Genomic DNA, 17,299 nt, shown 5'->3' with positions numbered 1-17,299 from the left:
TAATGATTACCTTGTTGTTTAATAATATTATTTTGAAGATAAGCTTTGTGCTTTGTTAAAATCAAATATGTTTTTTATAATGTTTTTTACTGGTTTCTCAATATATTTAGCTATGACATAAGCAATACTCGATATGATAGTAATTGCAAATAAAGGTAAAAGAAAACTCAGCTTTTGTGGTAATAAATCATTAAATTTAATAACAAAAGATATCATCATGTTTTCGTGTAATAGATATAAAGGATAACTAACATAACCCAAAAATAACAAAAACTTATTACTTAAAAATTGTTGTATATTCACACTGATAAGTGAAGCTGAAAAGAATAAAGAAATAATAAGTATAGCTACTAATACTTCTACACTATGGCTTACGATTGCCGCAGCCAACGAGCTTAAAATACATATAACCACACCATACCAGAACCACTGCTTATCATCATGTTTTGTATATAGGTAAAAAGAGGCACCAGCAGCGAACCAACCAAAATATTTCAAAGAGAGATGATTAGTCAAAGATAATGCATAATATATTAAACGGCTATCTGTATGCTGCTGCAATTGTGTAAGAAAAAACCAAAGAACAAAAAGTACAAACAAGCTCACAACAAGTTTTTTACTTCCAATTAAAAAGTATAACAAAGCAGAGATAACGTAAAACTTAAACTCGACATATAAAGACCAAAAAGCATCTTCAAGGTTATTCACCCCCCCTATTAAGCGACTTAAATAATAAGGGTCAATAAAAGTTAAACCTGGAATTAAATCTTTAACAGATGGATCTCCGTTAGGTCTTTCAAAAAAATAACTCGCTGAAAAATATATAATTAAAGAACAAATAAGCATCGCTGGAAATAATCTTAACCATCGATGATAAATAAATTCTTTAAAATTAGTGCATTTTTCTAAGGTCATTAATATAACAAACCCTGACAATATGAAGAAAAGTTGTACACCTAAAAAGCCAAATTGAAATAAAGGAAATTCTGCATACTCGTTTGTATATGGAACCAATTCAGGCCATCGGCTAAAAGCATGAAAGAGCATGACTAATAAAATAGCAATACCGCGATGTCCATCAAGGTAGTTAATTCTTTGCAAGTGAAAGGTCCTTTAATAAATTTAACTTACTCTTTACGTTTTAACGCGTTTTTGAGTTCTCTGATCCACAATTCGTTCCCCTTTTTATTTAAATGAATACCATCACCAATATGATATTGAGGAGATAAGTTTCCATCTAAAGTCACAAGTGAGTTGGTATCTAAATAACTGACATTTGAATATTTTAGGGTTAAACCTTTAATTTTATTATTTAAATTTTGTATTTTTAGGTTCGTTATTCCTTCCATCTGAATATTTTCATCAACTAAAAAAATAGCGCAAATAATAACGCTTTTATCAGGAGGAATGTATTCAATTATTGTTCGAACGTTTTGAATAATTTCTTTTTGCTTTCTCTGCCTGATGTCATTATGGCCAATAGAGATAATGATATTTTTTGCATATGAAATAGATTTGTATAACGGAAGCCTTTTAATAACACCGTATGTTGTGTCATTACCAATTCCATAATTAACTGTTTTATTATCAATTTCAGAAACAGCTAATCCTTGTATTAAACTATCACCAATAAAAACATTATATCCTTGGGTTAAATTATTATCGATCCTTTGGTGAAAGGCTGCCATTTGATAATAATATCGAGTTAACTCATTTTGTTCTGTATTAAGAAGAACAATAAAGCGCTTAATATAAGCGCTGCTCATGATCACCATACAGAACAAAAGAAAGATCGCTACTATATAAATTATTTTTGAATATTTGAATTTCACTTTATACTTATTATTTTAAAACGAATGTTTGAGTTATACCTAAATGCGCTTAGCGCTAATAATGTCATCTAACTGTAGTAACTTATCAATCAACCTTGTTAAGATTTCATTGTTGGTTAACTCAAGCTTCAATAACATTGATGTAGTATGTTTTACATTATCTGAATGTGTATCCATACCCACAATACTGACTCTTTCGTTCGCTATAATAGTTGAAATGTCACGTACAAGGCCTTGTCTGTCACTTGCTATCACTTGAACGGTTACTTGATAGCTTGTTTTCTGCTCATCGCCCCACTGTACTTCAATTTCACGCTCGGGTTGTAAATCAAGCGAGTTAGCAAGCTGTTCACAATCAATACGGTGAACAGAAATCCCTCGCCCTTGTGTTATAAAGCCTAAAATATTATCTCCCGGTACAGGATGGCAACACTTAGCCATATGTGTCATTAAATTACCTACACCAGAAACAGTAACACCATTGGAGTCAGCTTTTAGTTTTTGCGATGGATTGGGCTCTTTAACTAAAGATTGAGGATCTATTTCTTCAAAAGGTTTTAGTTCGTTTTCTTTTTGTAGAAAGAAATTAACCACTTGTTGTAATCGAGCACCACCAGAGCCTATCGCTCCATATAAGTCTTCTACGCTGGCCACATTAAAGCGGTCGAATGCTTGTGAAAAATCAATTTGTGTAAGATTATTTTTACCTAATTCAGCGTCTAGTAACTCTTTACCTGCGGCAATGTTTTTATCTTTATCTGCAAACTTAAAGAAGTGCTGCACTTTAGACCGTGCTCGTGCAGTATGTAAATAATGTAAATTAGGGTTTAACCAGTCTCGGCTAGGCGTTGCGCTTTTACTACGAAGAATTTCAACTTGATCACCTGTTTTTAGTTTATGTGTAAAAGGAACAATACGACCAAAAACTTTCGCTCCAATACAGGTATGCCCTACATTAGAGTGAATATAATAAGCGAAATCTAATGGGGTAGAATTAACTGGTAAATCAATAACTTCACCGCTTGGGGTAAATACATAGATACGATCTTCAAACACTTGGCTTCGTAACTCATCAATCAATTCACCACTTTCGGTTACATCTTCTTGCCATTGTAATATTTTTCTTAGCCAGCTAATTTTATCGTCAAAGCCAGTTGTTTTACCTGAAGCAGTGCCTTCTTTGTAACGCCAATGAGCCGCAACACCTAATTCAGCATCATCATCCATTTGTTGCGTTCTTATTTGTATCTCAACCGACTTGCCTTCTGGCCCTAATACTACCGTATGAATTGACTGATAACCGTTGGCTTTTGGTGTGGCAACATAGTCATCAAACTCACTCGATAAGTGCTTCCAATTCGTATGAACAACACCTAAAGCGCTATAACAATCTTGTAATCTCTCTACAATGATCCTTACAGCTCTTACGTCAAAAAGCTGATCAAAGTCTAAAGACTTTTGTTGCATTTTTTTCCAAATACTAAAAATGTGTTTTGGTCGACCAAACACTTCTCCTCTCACCTCTAGTTTTTTTAGCTGAGAAGATAGACTTTCAACAAAATCAACCATGTATTGTTCACGGTCTAATCTTTTTTCATCTAATAGCTTGGCAATTTTTTTATAAGTATTCGGGTGTAAATACCTAAAAGATAAATCTTCTAGTTCCCATTTTAATTGCCCTATACCTAAACGATTAGCTAAAGGTGCATAAATATTAACAATTTCTTTGGCGGTTAATACTTTGGTTTCTTCATCAAGGTTTTTAACTAAACGTAAATGACATAAGCGTTCAGATAACTTAATCACCACCGCACGTACATCATCAACCATAGCCAATAACATTTTACGCACGTTATCTATGTGTGTACCTGAAACTTGATCGCTACGCCTTTTTTGCAAAATTTTAATGGCATCCATTTGGTTAACGCCATGGCATAAATTGAAAACTGACTTATTAAAGTTTTCTTCTATAAAGCTAAGTTCAATACAATCATATTCGTATAATGGACATAAAAAAGCGGCACAAAGCGAATCTTTATCAAGATTAAGAGCAGCAAGAATTTCAACCATTTCTCTAGACTTAATTAAGCACTCTTCTTGATCATTAAAGAAAGTATGCACCTCTTTCCATAAAGCCTCTAGTGCTCTTTGCTTAGGGCCAGTTAGCTCAAGTGTTTTTAGCCATAGCTCAAAAGTTGGCATTGATGTTTGATGTGAACGACGAACAGAAACCATAAAATCCTACTTTTTAAACAATATCATTGTCTCAATGTGCTTAGTTTGTGCAAACATATCCATAATGGCTATTTTCTCTATAGTATATCCATTACTGATAAGTAATTGACTGTCTTTAGCTAACGTTGCTGGGTCGCAACTTACATAAACAATACTTGAAATATCCAAATCTATTAACTGAATTAAAGCCTCGTATGCTCCGGCTCTAGCAGGATCTAATAAAACTTTCGAATATTTTTTATGTGCCCAAGCTTGCTTACCCCAGTTACTATTTAAATCCGCTTGAAAAAACGCGGTGTTATCAAGGTTACTCATTTGAGCATTATAGGTAGCTTTATCTACCATGGTTTGCAAACCTTCAACCCCCACAACACTTTTAACTTTTCTCGCTATGGGTAAACTGAAATTTCCTAAACCACAAAATAAATCCAATACCTGATCATCTTCTTGTAAATCTAACCAGTTTAACGCTTGCATGATCATTTTATTATTAACGTGATGATTAACCTGAATAAAGTCTTTAGGTTCAAAATAAATATTAATAACCGATTCCGAAGCATGATTTTGAGATATTCCACTCTGCTCACTTATTTGATAAAACAAAGGTGTAACAGGTGTTAGTAGAGTAACCTCTTTTCCGTTATCAATATAGACTTGCCATTGATGTTGCTCTGCAATGTTCTTCCATAACGTTTTATCTTGTTCATTAAGCGGAATAAGCTGTCTTACAATTATACTTATATGTTGCGTATAAATAACTTCAACATGCCCAATAGATTTAACTAGGCTTAACGATTTAATAAGTGATGTAAGTATTGTAAACACATGCTTGATAGGTTCAACCAATACAATACATTCTTTTAGTTGTACTAAGTTATTACTCGATTTTTGTCTAAAGCCCACAATAGGTTCGCCTAACTTATTGTATTGCACACCTATGCGGGCTTTTCTTCTATAGTGCAGTGCATCGCTAGTGATGCTTTCTTGCCAAGGCAAATTACCGTTAATGTTATTTCGCGAAAATAAATCGATAAGTTTATGTTGTTTAAATGCTAAATGCTCTTCAAATGATAAGTGCTGTAAATCACAACCACCGCAAGTTTTAAAATGCTTACAAGACGGTTTTACACGGTGTTCACTAGTACTCACTAGCTCAATAACACTCCCTTTATAAAACTTACCTTTAGCCTCAACAATTTTAGCCTTTATTTTTTCTTTAGGTAATGTGTTTTCTATAAAAATAGGCTTCTTATTATATTCCCCTACACCTATACCATTATGATCAAGCCGATCAATAACTATCGATATAACTTGTCCTGTAGGTTGTTTTTTAGTGCTGGGTTTAAAAAAATTAGCCATGTTTTTATCTTTATTGAGTTGCCATCGATCCAACGCTACAAATTCGCGTGTGTATATGACATTATATGAAAATAATATTTGTATATTACAAACGAATACAAATGAATATAAACTCGTAATTCTACACTAAGTTAAGAGATACATGCATAAAATTAGTCTTAAAGACTGGGTCATTTTACTCACTATCATACCAACGACTTTGATCAGCTTAGCCGTAGCTGCTTATTTCTCGTTTAGTCGATACAGTGAATTAGATGATTTTTTAACGACTCAAGCTCAGAGTATTATCGAACCTTTAGCGATAGCCAGCACAGATCCTTTATTAAATGAACAACGAGAAAAATTACGGCATTTAATTAGTTTTGCACACCGTAGCCAATCTTCCATCGTTAAAAGTATCGCTTTATTTACTCAAGATAATCAAATATTTGTAACCAGTTCATATCATGGTGATATTAATTTAATGAGGCTAAATGCTGGAGAGGCGATCCCCGAAAAAACATCAAAAACTGAATACGATGATTATGTTATTTTCAGAGCGCCTATTATTGACGAATTTAATTCATCAAATAGCAAAATATCCCCTATTGGTTATGTTTCTATTCAAATAGATAAAAATAAAATTCAGTTTAATCAACAAAGTGAAGTACTTATCGCTTTTTCGATTGTTCTCCTTGGCGTGCTCATTAATTTTATTTTTGCATCACAACTCATTAAATATGTCACTAGCCCTATTTTATCTATGGTGCAAATGGTGGATAGAATAAGAGAAGGCAAACTTGAAAGTCGTATAAGTGGGCAATTAATTGGCGAGCTAAGTTTTCTCAAAAATGGTGTGAATTCCATGGCCCAGTCATTAGTTGATTTTAACGATGAGATGCAGCGTCATATAGATCAAGCCACTATAGATTTACGTGAAAGTTTAGAGCAGTTCGAAATACAAAACGTTGAATTAAACATTGCTAAACGTAAAGCTCAAGATGCTAATAAAGTAAAATCTGAATTCTTAGCCAATATGAGTCATGAATTAAGAACTCCACTAAATGGTGTTATAGGCTTTACTCGACAAGTACTTAAAACACCTCTTACTGATACTCAACGAGATTACTTGTACACTATTGAGGGCTCTGCCGCTAACTTACTTTCCATCATTAACGATATTTTAGACTTTTCTAAATTAGATGCAGGAAAAATGGTTCTGGAAAAAATCCCTTATTCATTAAGAGAAGCTACTGAAGAAGCCTTAACCTTATTAGCACCCAGTGCGCATCAAAAGAACATAGAGCTTTCTTTCAATATCACCTCCTCTGTACCTGATTCTCTTATTGGTGATGCTATGCGAGTTAAGCAGATCATCATTAATTTAGCCAGTAATGCAATTAAATTTACCGAAAAAGGTTCGGTCAATATTGATATAAAATGCGAGCAAAGCGATCACAAAACAGCAATATTAAAAGTAGAGTTAGTTGATACCGGTGTCGGAATAAAAAGCCAACAACAAGAAGCGCTTTTTGAAGCATTTGGCCAAGCAGATAATAGTATTACGCGTTTATATGGAGGTACAGGTTTAGGCTTGGTTATCTCACAAAGATTAGTCTCTGAAATGCATGGTAAAATAGGATTTTCTAGTGAAGAAGGTAAAGGTTCAACTTTCTGGTTTACTTTCCAGTCTGAAGTAACCCCTATTCCACTGATATCTCAATTACAAACATCATCTTTAGCTTATAAAAAAGTATTATACTTTGAACCGCATATGCACAGCAGAATGGCAACTACCCAGATCATGTCAGACTGGGGAATGGAAGTTTCTCATGTCACTAGTATTGAGCAAGTGATAGCTGCTTTATCTCATCAACATAGTTATGATCATATATTAATCGGTCATGACATTAGTCCAATTGCTTTAGATGAGCTGAAGAGTTCAATAAGTCAATGTAATAAAAATGCGGTATCTATTCATCTTGCGGTTAACAGTAATTCACCACATATTTATGAAACATTGATAGCCAGTGGTGCTTCAAACTGTATTAGTAAACCCATTACACCAATAAAATTATGTAAAGCTTTTACTCATAAAGACCATAAATCTATAAAAACATACCTACCAAATAAATTTAAAAATCACCTGCCTATTAAGGTATTAGCAGTCGATGACAATGAAGCTAATTTAAAACTTATTAAAACCTTATTACTTGAACAAGTTGCTGAAGTTATTACGGCAACTAATGGCTTAGAAGCACTAGAGTTATGTAAAATAGAAAAATACGCCTTAATATTTATGGATATACAAATGCCAGTAATGGATGGTATATCAGCATTGTTAGCGATTAAAGCTAAAACATTCAATGACTCTACGCCGATCATAGCGGTAACAGCACATGCCCTACACGGAGAAAAAGACAAATTAATTGAGCAAGGTTTTGATTTTTATATGTCGAAGCCACTAGACGAATCTATGTTAAGCCATGCTATTTACGAATATTGTGATATGGCTAAATTCAATGAGCATAAATGTAATGACGTAGACATAGATCCACCAGAGGTAGTAAGTAGTCTACACACAACGGCTATTATAGATTGGTCATTGGCGTTAAAAAGAGCAGGTAACAAAGAAGAGTTAGCGAAAGAAATGTTAATTGGATTAACCAAAAGCTTACCTGAAGCTAAAATACATATAACCGAGGCGATAACGTCCCAAGATATAGAACAATTAAAAACCTTAATTCATAAACTTAATGGTGCTTGCTGCTATTCTGGAGTGCCTAATTTAAGTAAAGTGACTCATCAAATAGAGACATCTCTTAAGCAAGGTGTGAGTATTGAAGAATTAGAACCTGAATTTTTTGAATTTTTTGAACACTTGGATAATATAATAAAAGTAGCCCCTCAAGTATTAAGTTCATTGAATGTGCCTATAGCAAAATTAAATATAAATCTGTAGCATTTGTCGATAACTCTATTCTTCAGACCTAAGTTTTATTTTAGCTGATGTATTTATTTCACCATCAGCAGCTATTGTAGCAATACCACCATTACACTTTAATATGGCAAGGTTTTTACCTTTTACTTTACGAATACATAATAGTTCGTAACCAAACTTACCTAAACTACTCGCAGAGAACTTTTGCGCTAAAGTTAATTTATCCCACCAAGAAGAAGCTTCCGGTGATTCATTACGTCGTTCAGTAGTAGGAGACTTCTTTTCTTCCATAAACTAACTCCGCTATCCATAAATTTAATATAATTATATTCAGTATAGACTTTAATAATAAAATTGTTCAAGAATATATTAAAAATATACATTAATGAAAGAAGCTGTTAACTATGGAAATAATAGTTTTATTATCAATCTATTATAAAAACCAGTTCAAAACACCAAATAAATTAACACGTTAATAACGCTCTGCTACAACAAAATTAAATAACGTATATTTTAACTATGAAAAATACCTAAATAGAAAGAACAACAAAAGCAGTTGCATAGTTAACTTCGTCTGATAAGGTAATATGCCATTTGCTAGCCCCTAAAGACTTTGCTATTTCCAAGGCTTTATCGGTTAATTGTAAAACAGGTTGACCAGAGGGTAACGATAGAATCTCGATATGTTGAAAAGATACACCTTTTGCAATGCCTGTACCTAATGCCTTAGATAAAGCTTCTTTACCTGCCCATCTTTTGGCCAAATAACGTTCAGGTTGTTTTACAGTAGAGTAGTGCTTGTATTCAGCATCTGTGAGTACTCTTAAGGCAAGACTATTTCGCACTTTTTCAGACATTGCAGCAATTCTGTTAATTTCTACAATATCTGTTCCAATACCAACAACTGACATACTCTACCCTACGCTCTTTATAGACCTTTATTTGATTCCACGCGCTTCAAGCATTAGGCGCTTCATATCACGGATCGCTTTATCTAATCCGTCAATTACCGCACGAGCGATAATACTATGACCTATGTTTAACTCGATAATCTCAGGAATAGCGGCAATGGGTTTAACATTAAAGTAATTTAAGCCATGTCCCGCATTAACCTTCAAACCCTTGCTATGAGCGTATTTAATACCTTTGGTTAATCGTTCTAACTCGGTCAATTGCTCCTCTTCGTTAACCGCATCAGCATATTTACCAGTATGAATTTCAATATACGTCGCTTTAGTGGCTAAAGCCGCATCTATTTGCTTTATATCGGCATCAATAAATAAGCTGGTTTGCGTACCAACCGCAGATAAGCGGCTAACCGCTTGAGTAATTTTATCTAACTGCCCGACAACATCTAAACCACCTTCCGTTGTAAGCTCTTCACGTTTTTCAGGTACTAAACAACAAAACACAGGTTTAACATCACAAGCAATATCAAGCATTTCATCTGTTACTGCCATTTCTAAATTCATACGAGTATTCAGTGTTTGTTTAAGTACATGAATATCTCGGTCTTGAATATGGCGTCTATCTTCACGTAAATGAACCGTAATACCGTCTGCACCGGCATGTTCTGCAACTGTTGCTGCGTAGACAGGATCTGGAAAGTTTGTACCTCTAGCTTGTCGTAACGTTGCAATATGATCAACATTAACGCCTAATAAAATATCATTCATAATTAACTCTTATTTTTACTGTTTGTATAATTAATAATTTACGTGTTTTTCGTTTTGTAAATGACTGTTATCGAGTAAATAACTTTCTACTATTTAATGGTTTGCCACCTAATAAGTTATTGATCACTTGTCTCATTAATAACTTAAATGTTCTTAATACCTGTTCATCTTCAATACTTTGTTGTGCAATAGCTAAAAGATGCTCTTTGCTGTATTTTGGTAAAGTTAGCTTATTTATCGCAGGAATAAAGCCTTCTTCAAGAACGTAATAAAAGAATAGCGCTTGCGACTCAAATACAGTACTAAAATCAAAACTTTGCCCAAGTTCATCTAACAAAATCATTTCAAAATTCCTGAGCGTTCTTTCTATTGATGTTTGCTCAGCTAATGCCTGTAAACTTCGCTTATACTGATGAAACAGTTCAGGGCATTCTATATGGTCACCAAGTAATTTGACTAATAATTCATTAAGATAAAAGCCACTAAAAACGTAATTTCCAGAAAGCGCATAAGAGCGTGAAGTCGTTTCTATACGACTTAAATTTTTAAGTTGTCCTTTACCCTTTAATAATACTTGTAAGGGCAAAAAAGGCTGTAACAGCCCTTTTTTATTCGATTTTTGTGTTTTACCTGTGTAAACAATAGCGGAAACTTTACCACTTTGTTCAGTTAACAAATCAACGATTAACTGATTATCTTTGAATGGTCTACTGTGAAGAATAAAAGCTTGTTGCTCAAATATTTCCATCGTGTTTAATTTACATTATTAACCTGAGTAATCATCGCCATAACCTAAACTACGCAGTGCTCTTTCATCATCAGCCCAGCCCGACTTAACTTTTACCCAAGTTTCTAAAAATACTTGTTGACCAAATAAAGCTTCCATATCTCTACGAGCTTCTTGACCTATTGTTTTTAGTCTTGCGCCTTTATTACCAATAACCATTCTTTTTTGAGTTTCACGTTCAACAAGAATAAGTGCATTAATGTGGTAAACACCTTTTTCGTCCATTTTAAACTGTTCTATTTCAACAGTCGTTGAATAAGGTAATTCGTCACCTGTGAAGCGGATCAGCTTTTCTCTAATAATTTCAGATGCCATAAATCGGCTGGAGCGATCAGTTATATAATCTTCAGGAAACCAAAATTCACCTTCTGGTAACGAATTCATACATAGATCATGAATTTTATCAACGTTATCGCCTTTACTGGCAGAGATCGGAATAATATCTTGGAATGTATGTCGAGTACCTAATTTTTGTAAATGAGGTAATAAATCTTCTTTGTTTTGTACGTTATCAATTTTATTAACGACTAAAACACAAGGTGCGCCACTTTTTTTAATTTTACTCAGAACAAGCTCGTCATCAGTTGTCCAATGTGTGCCTTCTACTAAAAATACAATAAGCTCAACTTCAGCAATAGAACTACTTGCAGCTCGGTTCATTAAGCGGTTAATAGCGCGTTTTTCATCTGTGTGCAAACCTGGTGTATCAACTAAAACGGCTTGGTTATTCTTTTCAGTTAAAATGCCTAATATACGATGACGTGTCGTTTGAGGCTTTTTAGAAGTAATACTAATTTTTTGCCCTAACAAGCTGTTAAGTAATGTTGATTTACCTACGTTAGGACGGCCGACAATAGCAATAAGTCCGCAATGTTTCATTTCTGTTGTCATTTTTGAATTAAGTCCAATACTTGTTGAGCTGCTGATTGTTCAGCTTTACGTCGGCTTGTACCTTTAGCAACAACTTCGGTGTTAATAACACTTGTAATGCATTTAACCGTAAATTGTTGATTATGTGATTGCCCGGTAATTTCTAATACTTCATATTCAGGAAGTTCTATTTTTCTGCCCTGTAAGTATTCTTGTAAACGTGTTTTCGGATCTTTTTGTCCATTACCCGGTTTAATATTCGCTAAGCGTTCACTAAACCATGCAAGAATTAAAGCTTTACATCTTTTTTGATCAGAATCTAAATATACGGCACCTATTATAGCTTCAACAGCATCTTCAAGAATTGAATCGCGTTTATGACCGCCACTTTTCAATTCACCAGCACCCAATATTAAATGTTCACCCAACTTAAAATTTCGACCAAGTTCAGCAAGTGTTACGCCTTTAACTAAGCTAGATCTCATACGAGTTAAATCGCCTTCATCATGTTGAGGAAATTGATTAAATAAAGCTTCAGCTATAACAAAACCTAGAATAGAGTCACCTAAAAACTCCAAGCGTTCATTATGTAAACCTTTAGCACTTCGATGAGTTAACGCTTGCAACAATAAATTTTGATCATTGAAAGTGTAGCCAATACGTTTAGATAAAGCGGTAAGGGCGTGAGGTGTATTTTTGATCAATTAATTAATTCCACCTAAACGTTCAAACCTAACTCCCGTTGGGATCCAATGAGGTAAAACACTATCTTCGGCTCTATCAAAATTAAAACTCATCCAAATAGCTACCGCTTCACCTACTAAGTTCTCTTCTGGCACAAAACCCCAAAATCTACCATCTAAACTATTATCTCGGTTATCACCCATCACAAAATAATGACCATCAGGAACAACAAATTCATCTCGCTGTGTACCTGCTTGCTTATAATAATGTTCTATACGAGGAGTGATCCCATTATTGATGAGTATATCGTGAGTTTTATTTGGCATTTCAGAAGTATAACGACTTAAACCATATGAACCGTCTGGTGTTGAATCTTCAGGTCTAAAGGTTTGTACAACCTGCTCAAAGTCAGAACAGGCTTTATCTGCAGGTTTACACACTGGCTTAATATATAACGACTTATTGCGGTAAATAATACGATCGCCCGGTAAGCCTATAACACGCTTAATGTAATCAACTTGCGGATCAACGGGGTATTTAAATACCACAACATCGCCACGCTCAGGTAAATTAATTTCAATAAATTTTTTGCGTGCAACAGGATCTCGTAAGCCATAGTTAAATTTATTAACAAGAATAAAGTCACCATCAAGTAATGTTGGCATCATAGAACCTGACGGAATTTGAAATGGTTCGTATAAAAAAGAACGCAATATCAATACAAAAGCAATAACGGGAAAAATCTGAACCGCTGTATCAACCATAGCTGATGGTTCAATTAAAGTGGCCTCTACTTCAGTACCTAACTCGCCTTCACATTGCGCTTTAGCATTCGCTAACTTTAGCTCTCGTTGCGGAGCTAAATAAAACTTATCTGCTAACCAAATTATTCCAGTTACTATAGTAACAACAACTAAAAATATAGAAAAATAAACTGCCATAGGGATTCCGTTTTTTCCTGTTAAATTGAAATTAACTTTCTAATTTCAATACTGATAAAAATGCTTCTTGCGGTATTTCAACATTACCAACCTGTTTCATACGTTTTTTACCGTCTTTTTGTTTCTGTAGTAATTTCTTCTTACGAGAAATATCACCACCGTAACATTTTGCTGTTACGTTTTTACGTAACTGTTTTACTGTTGTACGTGCAATAACGTTGTTACCAATAGCGGCTTGAATCGCTATATCAAACATTTGTCTGTGGATCAGTTCTTTTAGTTTTTCAACTAACATACGACCACGAGCTATTGAATGAGATCTATGCGTGATCATTGCTAACGCATCAACACGGTCGCCGTTAATCATTACATCAACTCGAACCATGTCTGCTGGTTCAAAGCGTACAAAATTGTAATCTAAAGAAGCATAACCACGACTGGTAGATTTTAACTTATCAAAAAAGTCCATTACCACTTCGGCCATAGGTAATTCATAAGTTACAGCAACTTGATTACCATGATAAATAATGTCTTTTTGCACACCACGTTTTTCAATACAAAGGGTGATTACATTACCTAAATGTTCTTGTGGCACTAAGATATTAGCTTGAACAATAGGTTCTCTAATTTCTTCAATGTTATTAATAGGTGGTAAATCACTTGGGTTATCAATCGATAATACATCGCCATTAGTACACGCAATTTCATAATTTACGGTAGGTGCTGTTGTGATAAGGTCTAGGTTGTATTCACGCTCTAAACGTTCTTGAACTATCTCCATATGGAGCATGCCAAGGAAACCTATACGGAAACCAAAACCTAATGCTGATGAATTTTCCGGTTCAAACAGTAATGAAGCATCGTTTAAGCTTAATTTATTTAGCGCATCACGGAAGTTTTCATACTCTTCTGAACTTACTGGAAAAATACCTGCATAAACTTGCGGTTGTACTTTCTTGAAACCAGGAAGTTGCTTGGCTGCTTCTTTCTTAGAAATAGTGATGGTATCACCAACCGGTGCACCATGAATTTCTTTAATACCAGCGATAATAAAGCCAACCTCACCGGTTCTAAGAATGCCAGTATCTGTCTGCTTAGGTGTGAAAATACCCACTTTGTCGATAAGATGTGTCTGTCCTGTAGACATAACCACCATTTTATCGCCTTTTTTAACTTCGCCATTCATTATACGAACTAAAGACACAACACCTTGATAGTTATCAAACCACGAATCAATAATAAGCGCTTGTAAAGGAGCGTCTCTTTCACCAACAGGTGGTGGAATATTAGCAACAATCGTTTCTAGTACATCTTCAATACCAATGCCAGTTTTAGCTGAACATTGCACAGCACCTGTAGCATCAATACCAATAATATCTTCAATTTCTTCTGAAACACGGTCAGGGTCAGCTTGTGGTAAATCAATTTTATTTAGGATAGGAATAACTTCTAATTCCATCTCAATAGCGGTATAGCAGTTAGCCACCGTTTGAGCTTCAACACCTTGTCCAGCATCTACAACTAATAAAGCGCCTTCACAAGACGCTAATGAACGTGATACTTCATAAGAGAAATCAACATGGCCCGGAGTATCAATAAAGTTAAGTTGGTAGATTTCACCATCTTTAGCTTTATAATCTAAGGTTACACTTTGCGCTTTGATCGTAATGCCACGCTCGCGCTCAATATCCATTGAATCAAGAACCTGCGCTGACATTTCGCGATCTTGTAAACCGCCACAATGCTGGATAAGACGATCGGAAAGAGTAGATTTACCATGGTCGATATGGGCGATTATCGAAAAGTTTCGGATATTTTTCATAGATGGAGGTTCAAGTATAACAATTATAAAATTAACAATAGCGGGATTTTAGCGAATTTAGTGAACGGGGGCTATCTTTATACTCAATTAACTTTCAGTAACGAGTATTTTTTCTGTAAGAATACGTAAAATCTTTGGTGTTAGTCGTGCTTTATTTTTAGGTAAGGATTGTTTCTTTTTGGCTAAAGCATAACCTAAATAGCCACCTAGCGTAGAAAGTAACACACCAAATAATTCATGCGGTAAAACACCATGATTAACCAAGTATTGTCCTAATCCACCAAAAGTAATGAGGCCAAAGAGAGGAAATAAATACACTTGCCAAGCACTTTGCAATAAACAATCATCTGAAAGGCCAAGTATAACAGTATCTCCAACCTTCACGGGTAGGTCGCTTTGTAGCACTAATGACAACTTTTTGGTTGGAAACGCTTTTGCAACTTGTCCACTGCCACAATTATCAACTTGCTGACATCCTGAGCACGCAGACTTTACTTCACTCATCACGGAGATAGACTGGTTTTCAATATGTACTACCGTAGCTAACTCTTCCATTATGGTGTTTGATTACTTGGCAATAAGCTAACAGAATCAGCAATGTCTTTAGCGGTAATTGATGAAATTTTACCTACTACACTCACCTCAACACCTTTAATGACTTGATTAAAAATTCCTGTTGCCCCGTTCATCACAAATTCAGGTTCTCGATGATTTACGGCACTTTTATTTATATAAACAGATACATCAACTAAACCATCAGAAAACAACATAAACTCCGTTGCCTGCTTTGTAATTGATAGGCGATGATAATTAGCTCTTATTTTTTCAAAGCCATTAGGTAACCAATTAACTTTCCAGTGTAAGTCGTTATCAACAACACCCTGAGGTACATCAACAACCGGTGGTAAATCTGTATTTTGTAATTGCTTTAATGGCTCTGGTAAGTCTTGTGAAAACTCTAAATGTGTAAATTGTACTTGTTCTAAAACAATACCTTCTCGGGTAATTACTGACATTTTCAGCAACATATTTGAGTCTTGATCAATCCATAAACGATAACCAAATCGGTTTTTATCTTTTGAAACAATACGAATAATTTGTGCTGAGCGGCCTAAAACACGACTTTTACCTAATGAAATAAAGTCATAGTTTTTCTCTAAAGATACAATATCTCCGCTAAAAATCGCTGGAATAGGACCACTAATTTGAGACGTTTCTACGGAATAAGGAGGTAATTCAGGTTCGATATAACTAACAATTTCATTTTTTCTTAATACGTCTCGACGCGGACCATTAAGCAAAGACAAAATTTCTAGTTCTTTACCTGTTTCGTCAACACCATGAAACCAATGATAAGGTTCAGCGTGGTTATTTTTAATAACCACGAATGAAGTACTAAAGTTACGTGTTTTTAAAGATTGAGATAAAGCATTAAGCCATGTTGAAGCTTGCTCTATTTCTGCGGCTAGTGCTGAAAATCCAGTACTCAACAAAAGTACGCAAATTAATATTCTCATTTAGGCAAGTTTTCAACCTTATTTTCAGGGATAATTTCGATTGTAGGTTCTGCAGCTCCATTTGCTTCAATATTTGAAACTGCAGTTAATTTAATTTGTTGTTTATGATCTAACAATAAAGCCTGTAAACGACGTTGTTGTTCAATATAGGCTTGCTTTTGAGACATTTGCGTTGGTTGTTGGTAGTTAAAACTCACTGGCTCAGCAATACCAACAAAAGGACTTGTTTGAATATTTTGCACTGGAACTAAATCGTCAGATTGAACAACATTATTTTGTTGAACACCTAATACCATTAAACCAGCAGCTGATGCTGCGATAGCTACTTGCCCTAAAGGTTTAACAAAACTCACAATACGTGCTTTAAACGAATTTTGCTTTTTAACTGTATTTTTAGGTGCTAAGACCGTTGGTTCATTTTCAATTGCGGCAGCAATTTTGGCAGATAAATCTAATTGTAATGTTTGAGGTACATCGTTTCTCATGATGTCACCCATCAATTGATAACGTCCCCAAGTATCAGACAATTCACTATCTTTGATAATTTCATCAAAAGATTCATCTTGTTGTATATAGTTATCTACACAAGAAGAAACTGTCTCAAACTTATTTTCACTCATACATGCACCTTAAAATTAGCGTTGTAACTAAATTAG

16 protein-coding genes are annotated in these 17,299 nt (G+C 34.6%); 1 reads left to right on the top strand and 15 read right to left on the bottom strand.

The window, feature by feature from the left end:
• Positions 1-27 precede the first annotated feature (27 nt).
• The 4 genes from ACM9HF_RS16835 to rlmD all read right to left on the bottom strand — a co-directional run bounded on the left by ACM9HF_RS16835 (position 28) and on the right by rlmD (position 5,426).
• Positions 28-1,101 (bottom strand): acyltransferase family protein, encoded by a 1,074-nt coding sequence (locus ACM9HF_RS16835; protein ID WP_473611768.1) that lies wholly within the window; start codon positions 1,099-1,101, stop codon positions 28-30.
• Between the two features lie 26 nt (positions 1,102-1,127).
• Positions 1,128-1,766 carry a GDSL-type esterase/lipase family protein gene (locus ACM9HF_RS16830; protein WP_473611765.1) on the bottom strand — a complete coding sequence of 213 codons (639 nt, stop codon included), beginning with the start codon at positions 1,764-1,766 and terminating at the stop codon, positions 1,128-1,130.
• A 105-nt stretch (positions 1,767-1,871) separates the two neighbouring features.
• Positions 1,872-4,067, bottom strand: coding sequence for a GTP diphosphokinase (relA, locus tag ACM9HF_RS16825; protein ID WP_473611761.1), 2,196 nt, complete (start codon positions 4,065-4,067; stop codon positions 1,872-1,874).
• Between the two features lie 6 nt (positions 4,068-4,073).
• Positions 4,074-5,426 carry a 23S rRNA (uracil(1939)-C(5))-methyltransferase RlmD gene (gene rlmD / locus ACM9HF_RS16820; protein ID WP_473611757.1) on the bottom strand — a complete coding sequence of 451 codons (1,353 nt, stop codon included), beginning with the start codon at positions 5,424-5,426 and terminating at the stop codon, positions 4,074-4,076.
• A 142-nt stretch (positions 5,427-5,568) separates the two neighbouring features.
• On the opposite strand from rlmD, the gene barA reads away from it, so the two are divergent.
• Entirely contained in the window at positions 5,569-8,367 is a 2,799-nt protein-coding gene (gene barA, locus ACM9HF_RS16815) for a two-component sensor histidine kinase BarA (protein ID WP_473611753.1), read from the top strand.
• A gap of 15 nt (positions 8,368-8,382) precedes the next feature.
• Here barA and ACM9HF_RS16810 read toward each other — a convergent pair whose 3' ends face one another.
• From ACM9HF_RS16810 to ACM9HF_RS16760, 11 genes are all read right to left on the bottom strand, one after another.
• The gene (locus tag ACM9HF_RS16810) at positions 8,383-8,637 is read right to left on the bottom strand and encodes a hypothetical protein (protein WP_473611749.1); all 255 of its coding nucleotides are present in this window, start codon (positions 8,635-8,637) and stop codon (positions 8,383-8,385) included.
• A gap of 239 nt (positions 8,638-8,876) precedes the next feature.
• A complete protein-coding gene (gene acpS, locus ACM9HF_RS16805; protein WP_473611746.1) occupies positions 8,877-9,257 on the bottom strand; it encodes a holo-ACP synthase in 381 nt (126 codons plus the stop codon).
• A 27-nt stretch (positions 9,258-9,284) separates the two neighbouring features.
• A complete protein-coding gene (pdxJ, locus tag ACM9HF_RS16800) occupies positions 9,285-10,022 on the bottom strand; it encodes a pyridoxine 5'-phosphate synthase (protein WP_473611742.1) in 738 nt (245 codons plus the stop codon).
• Positions 10,023-10,089: 67 nt separating this feature from the next.
• Positions 10,090-10,770, bottom strand: coding sequence for a DNA repair protein RecO (gene recO, locus ACM9HF_RS16795; RefSeq protein WP_473611738.1), 681 nt, complete (start codon positions 10,768-10,770; stop codon positions 10,090-10,092).
• 18 nt (positions 10,771-10,788) lie between these two features.
• A complete protein-coding gene (era, locus tag ACM9HF_RS16790; protein ID WP_473611734.1) occupies positions 10,789-11,700 on the bottom strand; it encodes a GTPase Era in 912 nt (303 codons plus the stop codon).
• Positions 11,697-12,383: a ribonuclease III gene (rnc, locus tag ACM9HF_RS16785; RefSeq protein ID WP_473611729.1), complete on the bottom strand. Its 687-nt coding sequence runs from the start codon at positions 12,381-12,383 to the stop codon at positions 11,697-11,699. Before rnc ends, era begins: the two co-directional genes overlap by 4 nt.
• The gene (gene lepB / locus ACM9HF_RS16780; RefSeq protein WP_473611725.1) at positions 12,384-13,304 is read right to left on the bottom strand and encodes a signal peptidase I; all 921 of its coding nucleotides are present in this window, start codon (positions 13,302-13,304) and stop codon (positions 12,384-12,386) included.
• 31 nt (positions 13,305-13,335) lie between these two features.
• A complete protein-coding gene (gene lepA, locus ACM9HF_RS16775) occupies positions 13,336-15,126 on the bottom strand; it encodes a translation elongation factor 4 (RefSeq protein ID WP_473611721.1) in 1,791 nt (596 codons plus the stop codon).
• An 87-nt stretch (positions 15,127-15,213) separates the two neighbouring features.
• A complete protein-coding gene (locus ACM9HF_RS16770; protein WP_473611717.1) occupies positions 15,214-15,681 on the bottom strand; it encodes a SoxR reducing system RseC family protein in 468 nt (155 codons plus the stop codon).
• On the bottom strand, positions 15,681-16,643 hold the full coding sequence (locus tag ACM9HF_RS16765) for a MucB/RseB C-terminal domain-containing protein (RefSeq protein ID WP_473611713.1): 963 nt from the start codon (positions 16,641-16,643) through the stop codon (positions 15,681-15,683). The genes ACM9HF_RS16770 and ACM9HF_RS16765 overlap by 1 nt, the downstream gene beginning before the upstream one ends.
• Positions 16,640-17,263 (bottom strand): sigma-E factor negative regulatory protein, encoded by a 624-nt coding sequence (locus ACM9HF_RS16760; protein ID WP_473611709.1) that lies wholly within the window; start codon positions 17,261-17,263, stop codon positions 16,640-16,642. The genes ACM9HF_RS16765 and ACM9HF_RS16760 overlap by 4 nt, the downstream gene beginning before the upstream one ends.
• Positions 17,264-17,299: the final 36 nt, after the last annotated feature.

This window comes from Colwellia sp. RE-S-Sl-9 (genome assembly GCF_048296855.1).
Taxonomy (GTDB): domain Bacteria; phylum Pseudomonadota; class Gammaproteobacteria; order Enterobacterales; family Alteromonadaceae; genus Pseudocolwellia.
The sequence above is the reverse complement of the archived record's forward strand: the minus strand, read 5'-3'. Positions and strand labels throughout refer to the sequence as shown.

What these genes read in the sequence shown, in the direction of transcription:
- ACM9HF_RS16830 (WP_473611765.1), bottom strand. Translation starts at nt 1,766, where the DNA reads ATGAGCAGCGCTTATATTAAGCGCTTTATTGTTCTTCTTAATACAGAA.
- relA (WP_473611761.1), bottom strand. Translation starts at nt 4,067, where the DNA reads ATGGTTTCTGTTCGTCGTTCACATCAAACATCAATGCCAACTTTTGAG.
- rlmD (WP_473611757.1), bottom strand. Translation starts at nt 5,426, where the DNA reads ATGGCTAATTTTTTTAAACCCAGCACTAAAAAACAACCTACAGGACAA.
- barA (WP_473611753.1), top strand. Translation starts at nt 5,569, where the DNA reads ATGCATAAAATTAGTCTTAAAGACTGGGTCATTTTACTCACTATCATA.
- ACM9HF_RS16810 (WP_473611749.1), bottom strand. Translation starts at nt 8,637, where the DNA reads ATGGAAGAAAAGAAGTCTCCTACTACTGAACGACGTAATGAATCACCG.
- acpS (WP_473611746.1), bottom strand. Translation starts at nt 9,257, where the DNA reads ATGTCAGTTGTTGGTATTGGAACAGATATTGTAGAAATTAACAGAATT.
- pdxJ (WP_473611742.1), bottom strand. Translation starts at nt 10,022, where the DNA reads ATGAATGATATTTTATTAGGCGTTAATGTTGATCATATTGCAACGTTA.
- recO (WP_473611738.1), bottom strand. Translation starts at nt 10,770, where the DNA reads ATGGAAATATTTGAGCAACAAGCTTTTATTCTTCACAGTAGACCATTC.
- era (WP_473611734.1), bottom strand. Translation starts at nt 11,700, where the DNA reads ATGACAACAGAAATGAAACATTGCGGACTTATTGCTATTGTCGGCCGT.
- lepB (WP_473611725.1), bottom strand. Translation starts at nt 13,304, where the DNA reads ATGGCAGTTTATTTTTCTATATTTTTAGTTGTTGTTACTATAGTAACT.
- lepA (WP_473611721.1), bottom strand. Translation starts at nt 15,126, where the DNA reads ATGAAAAATATCCGAAACTTTTCGATAATCGCCCATATCGACCATGGT.
- ACM9HF_RS16770 (WP_473611717.1), bottom strand. Translation starts at nt 15,681, where the DNA reads ATGGAAGAGTTAGCTACGGTAGTACATATTGAAAACCAGTCTATCTCC.
- ACM9HF_RS16765 (WP_473611713.1), bottom strand. Translation starts at nt 16,643, where the DNA reads ATGAGAATATTAATTTGCGTACTTTTGTTGAGTACTGGATTTTCAGCA.
- ACM9HF_RS16760 (WP_473611709.1), bottom strand. Translation starts at nt 17,263, where the DNA reads ATGAGTGAAAATAAGTTTGAGACAGTTTCTTCTTGTGTAGATAACTAT.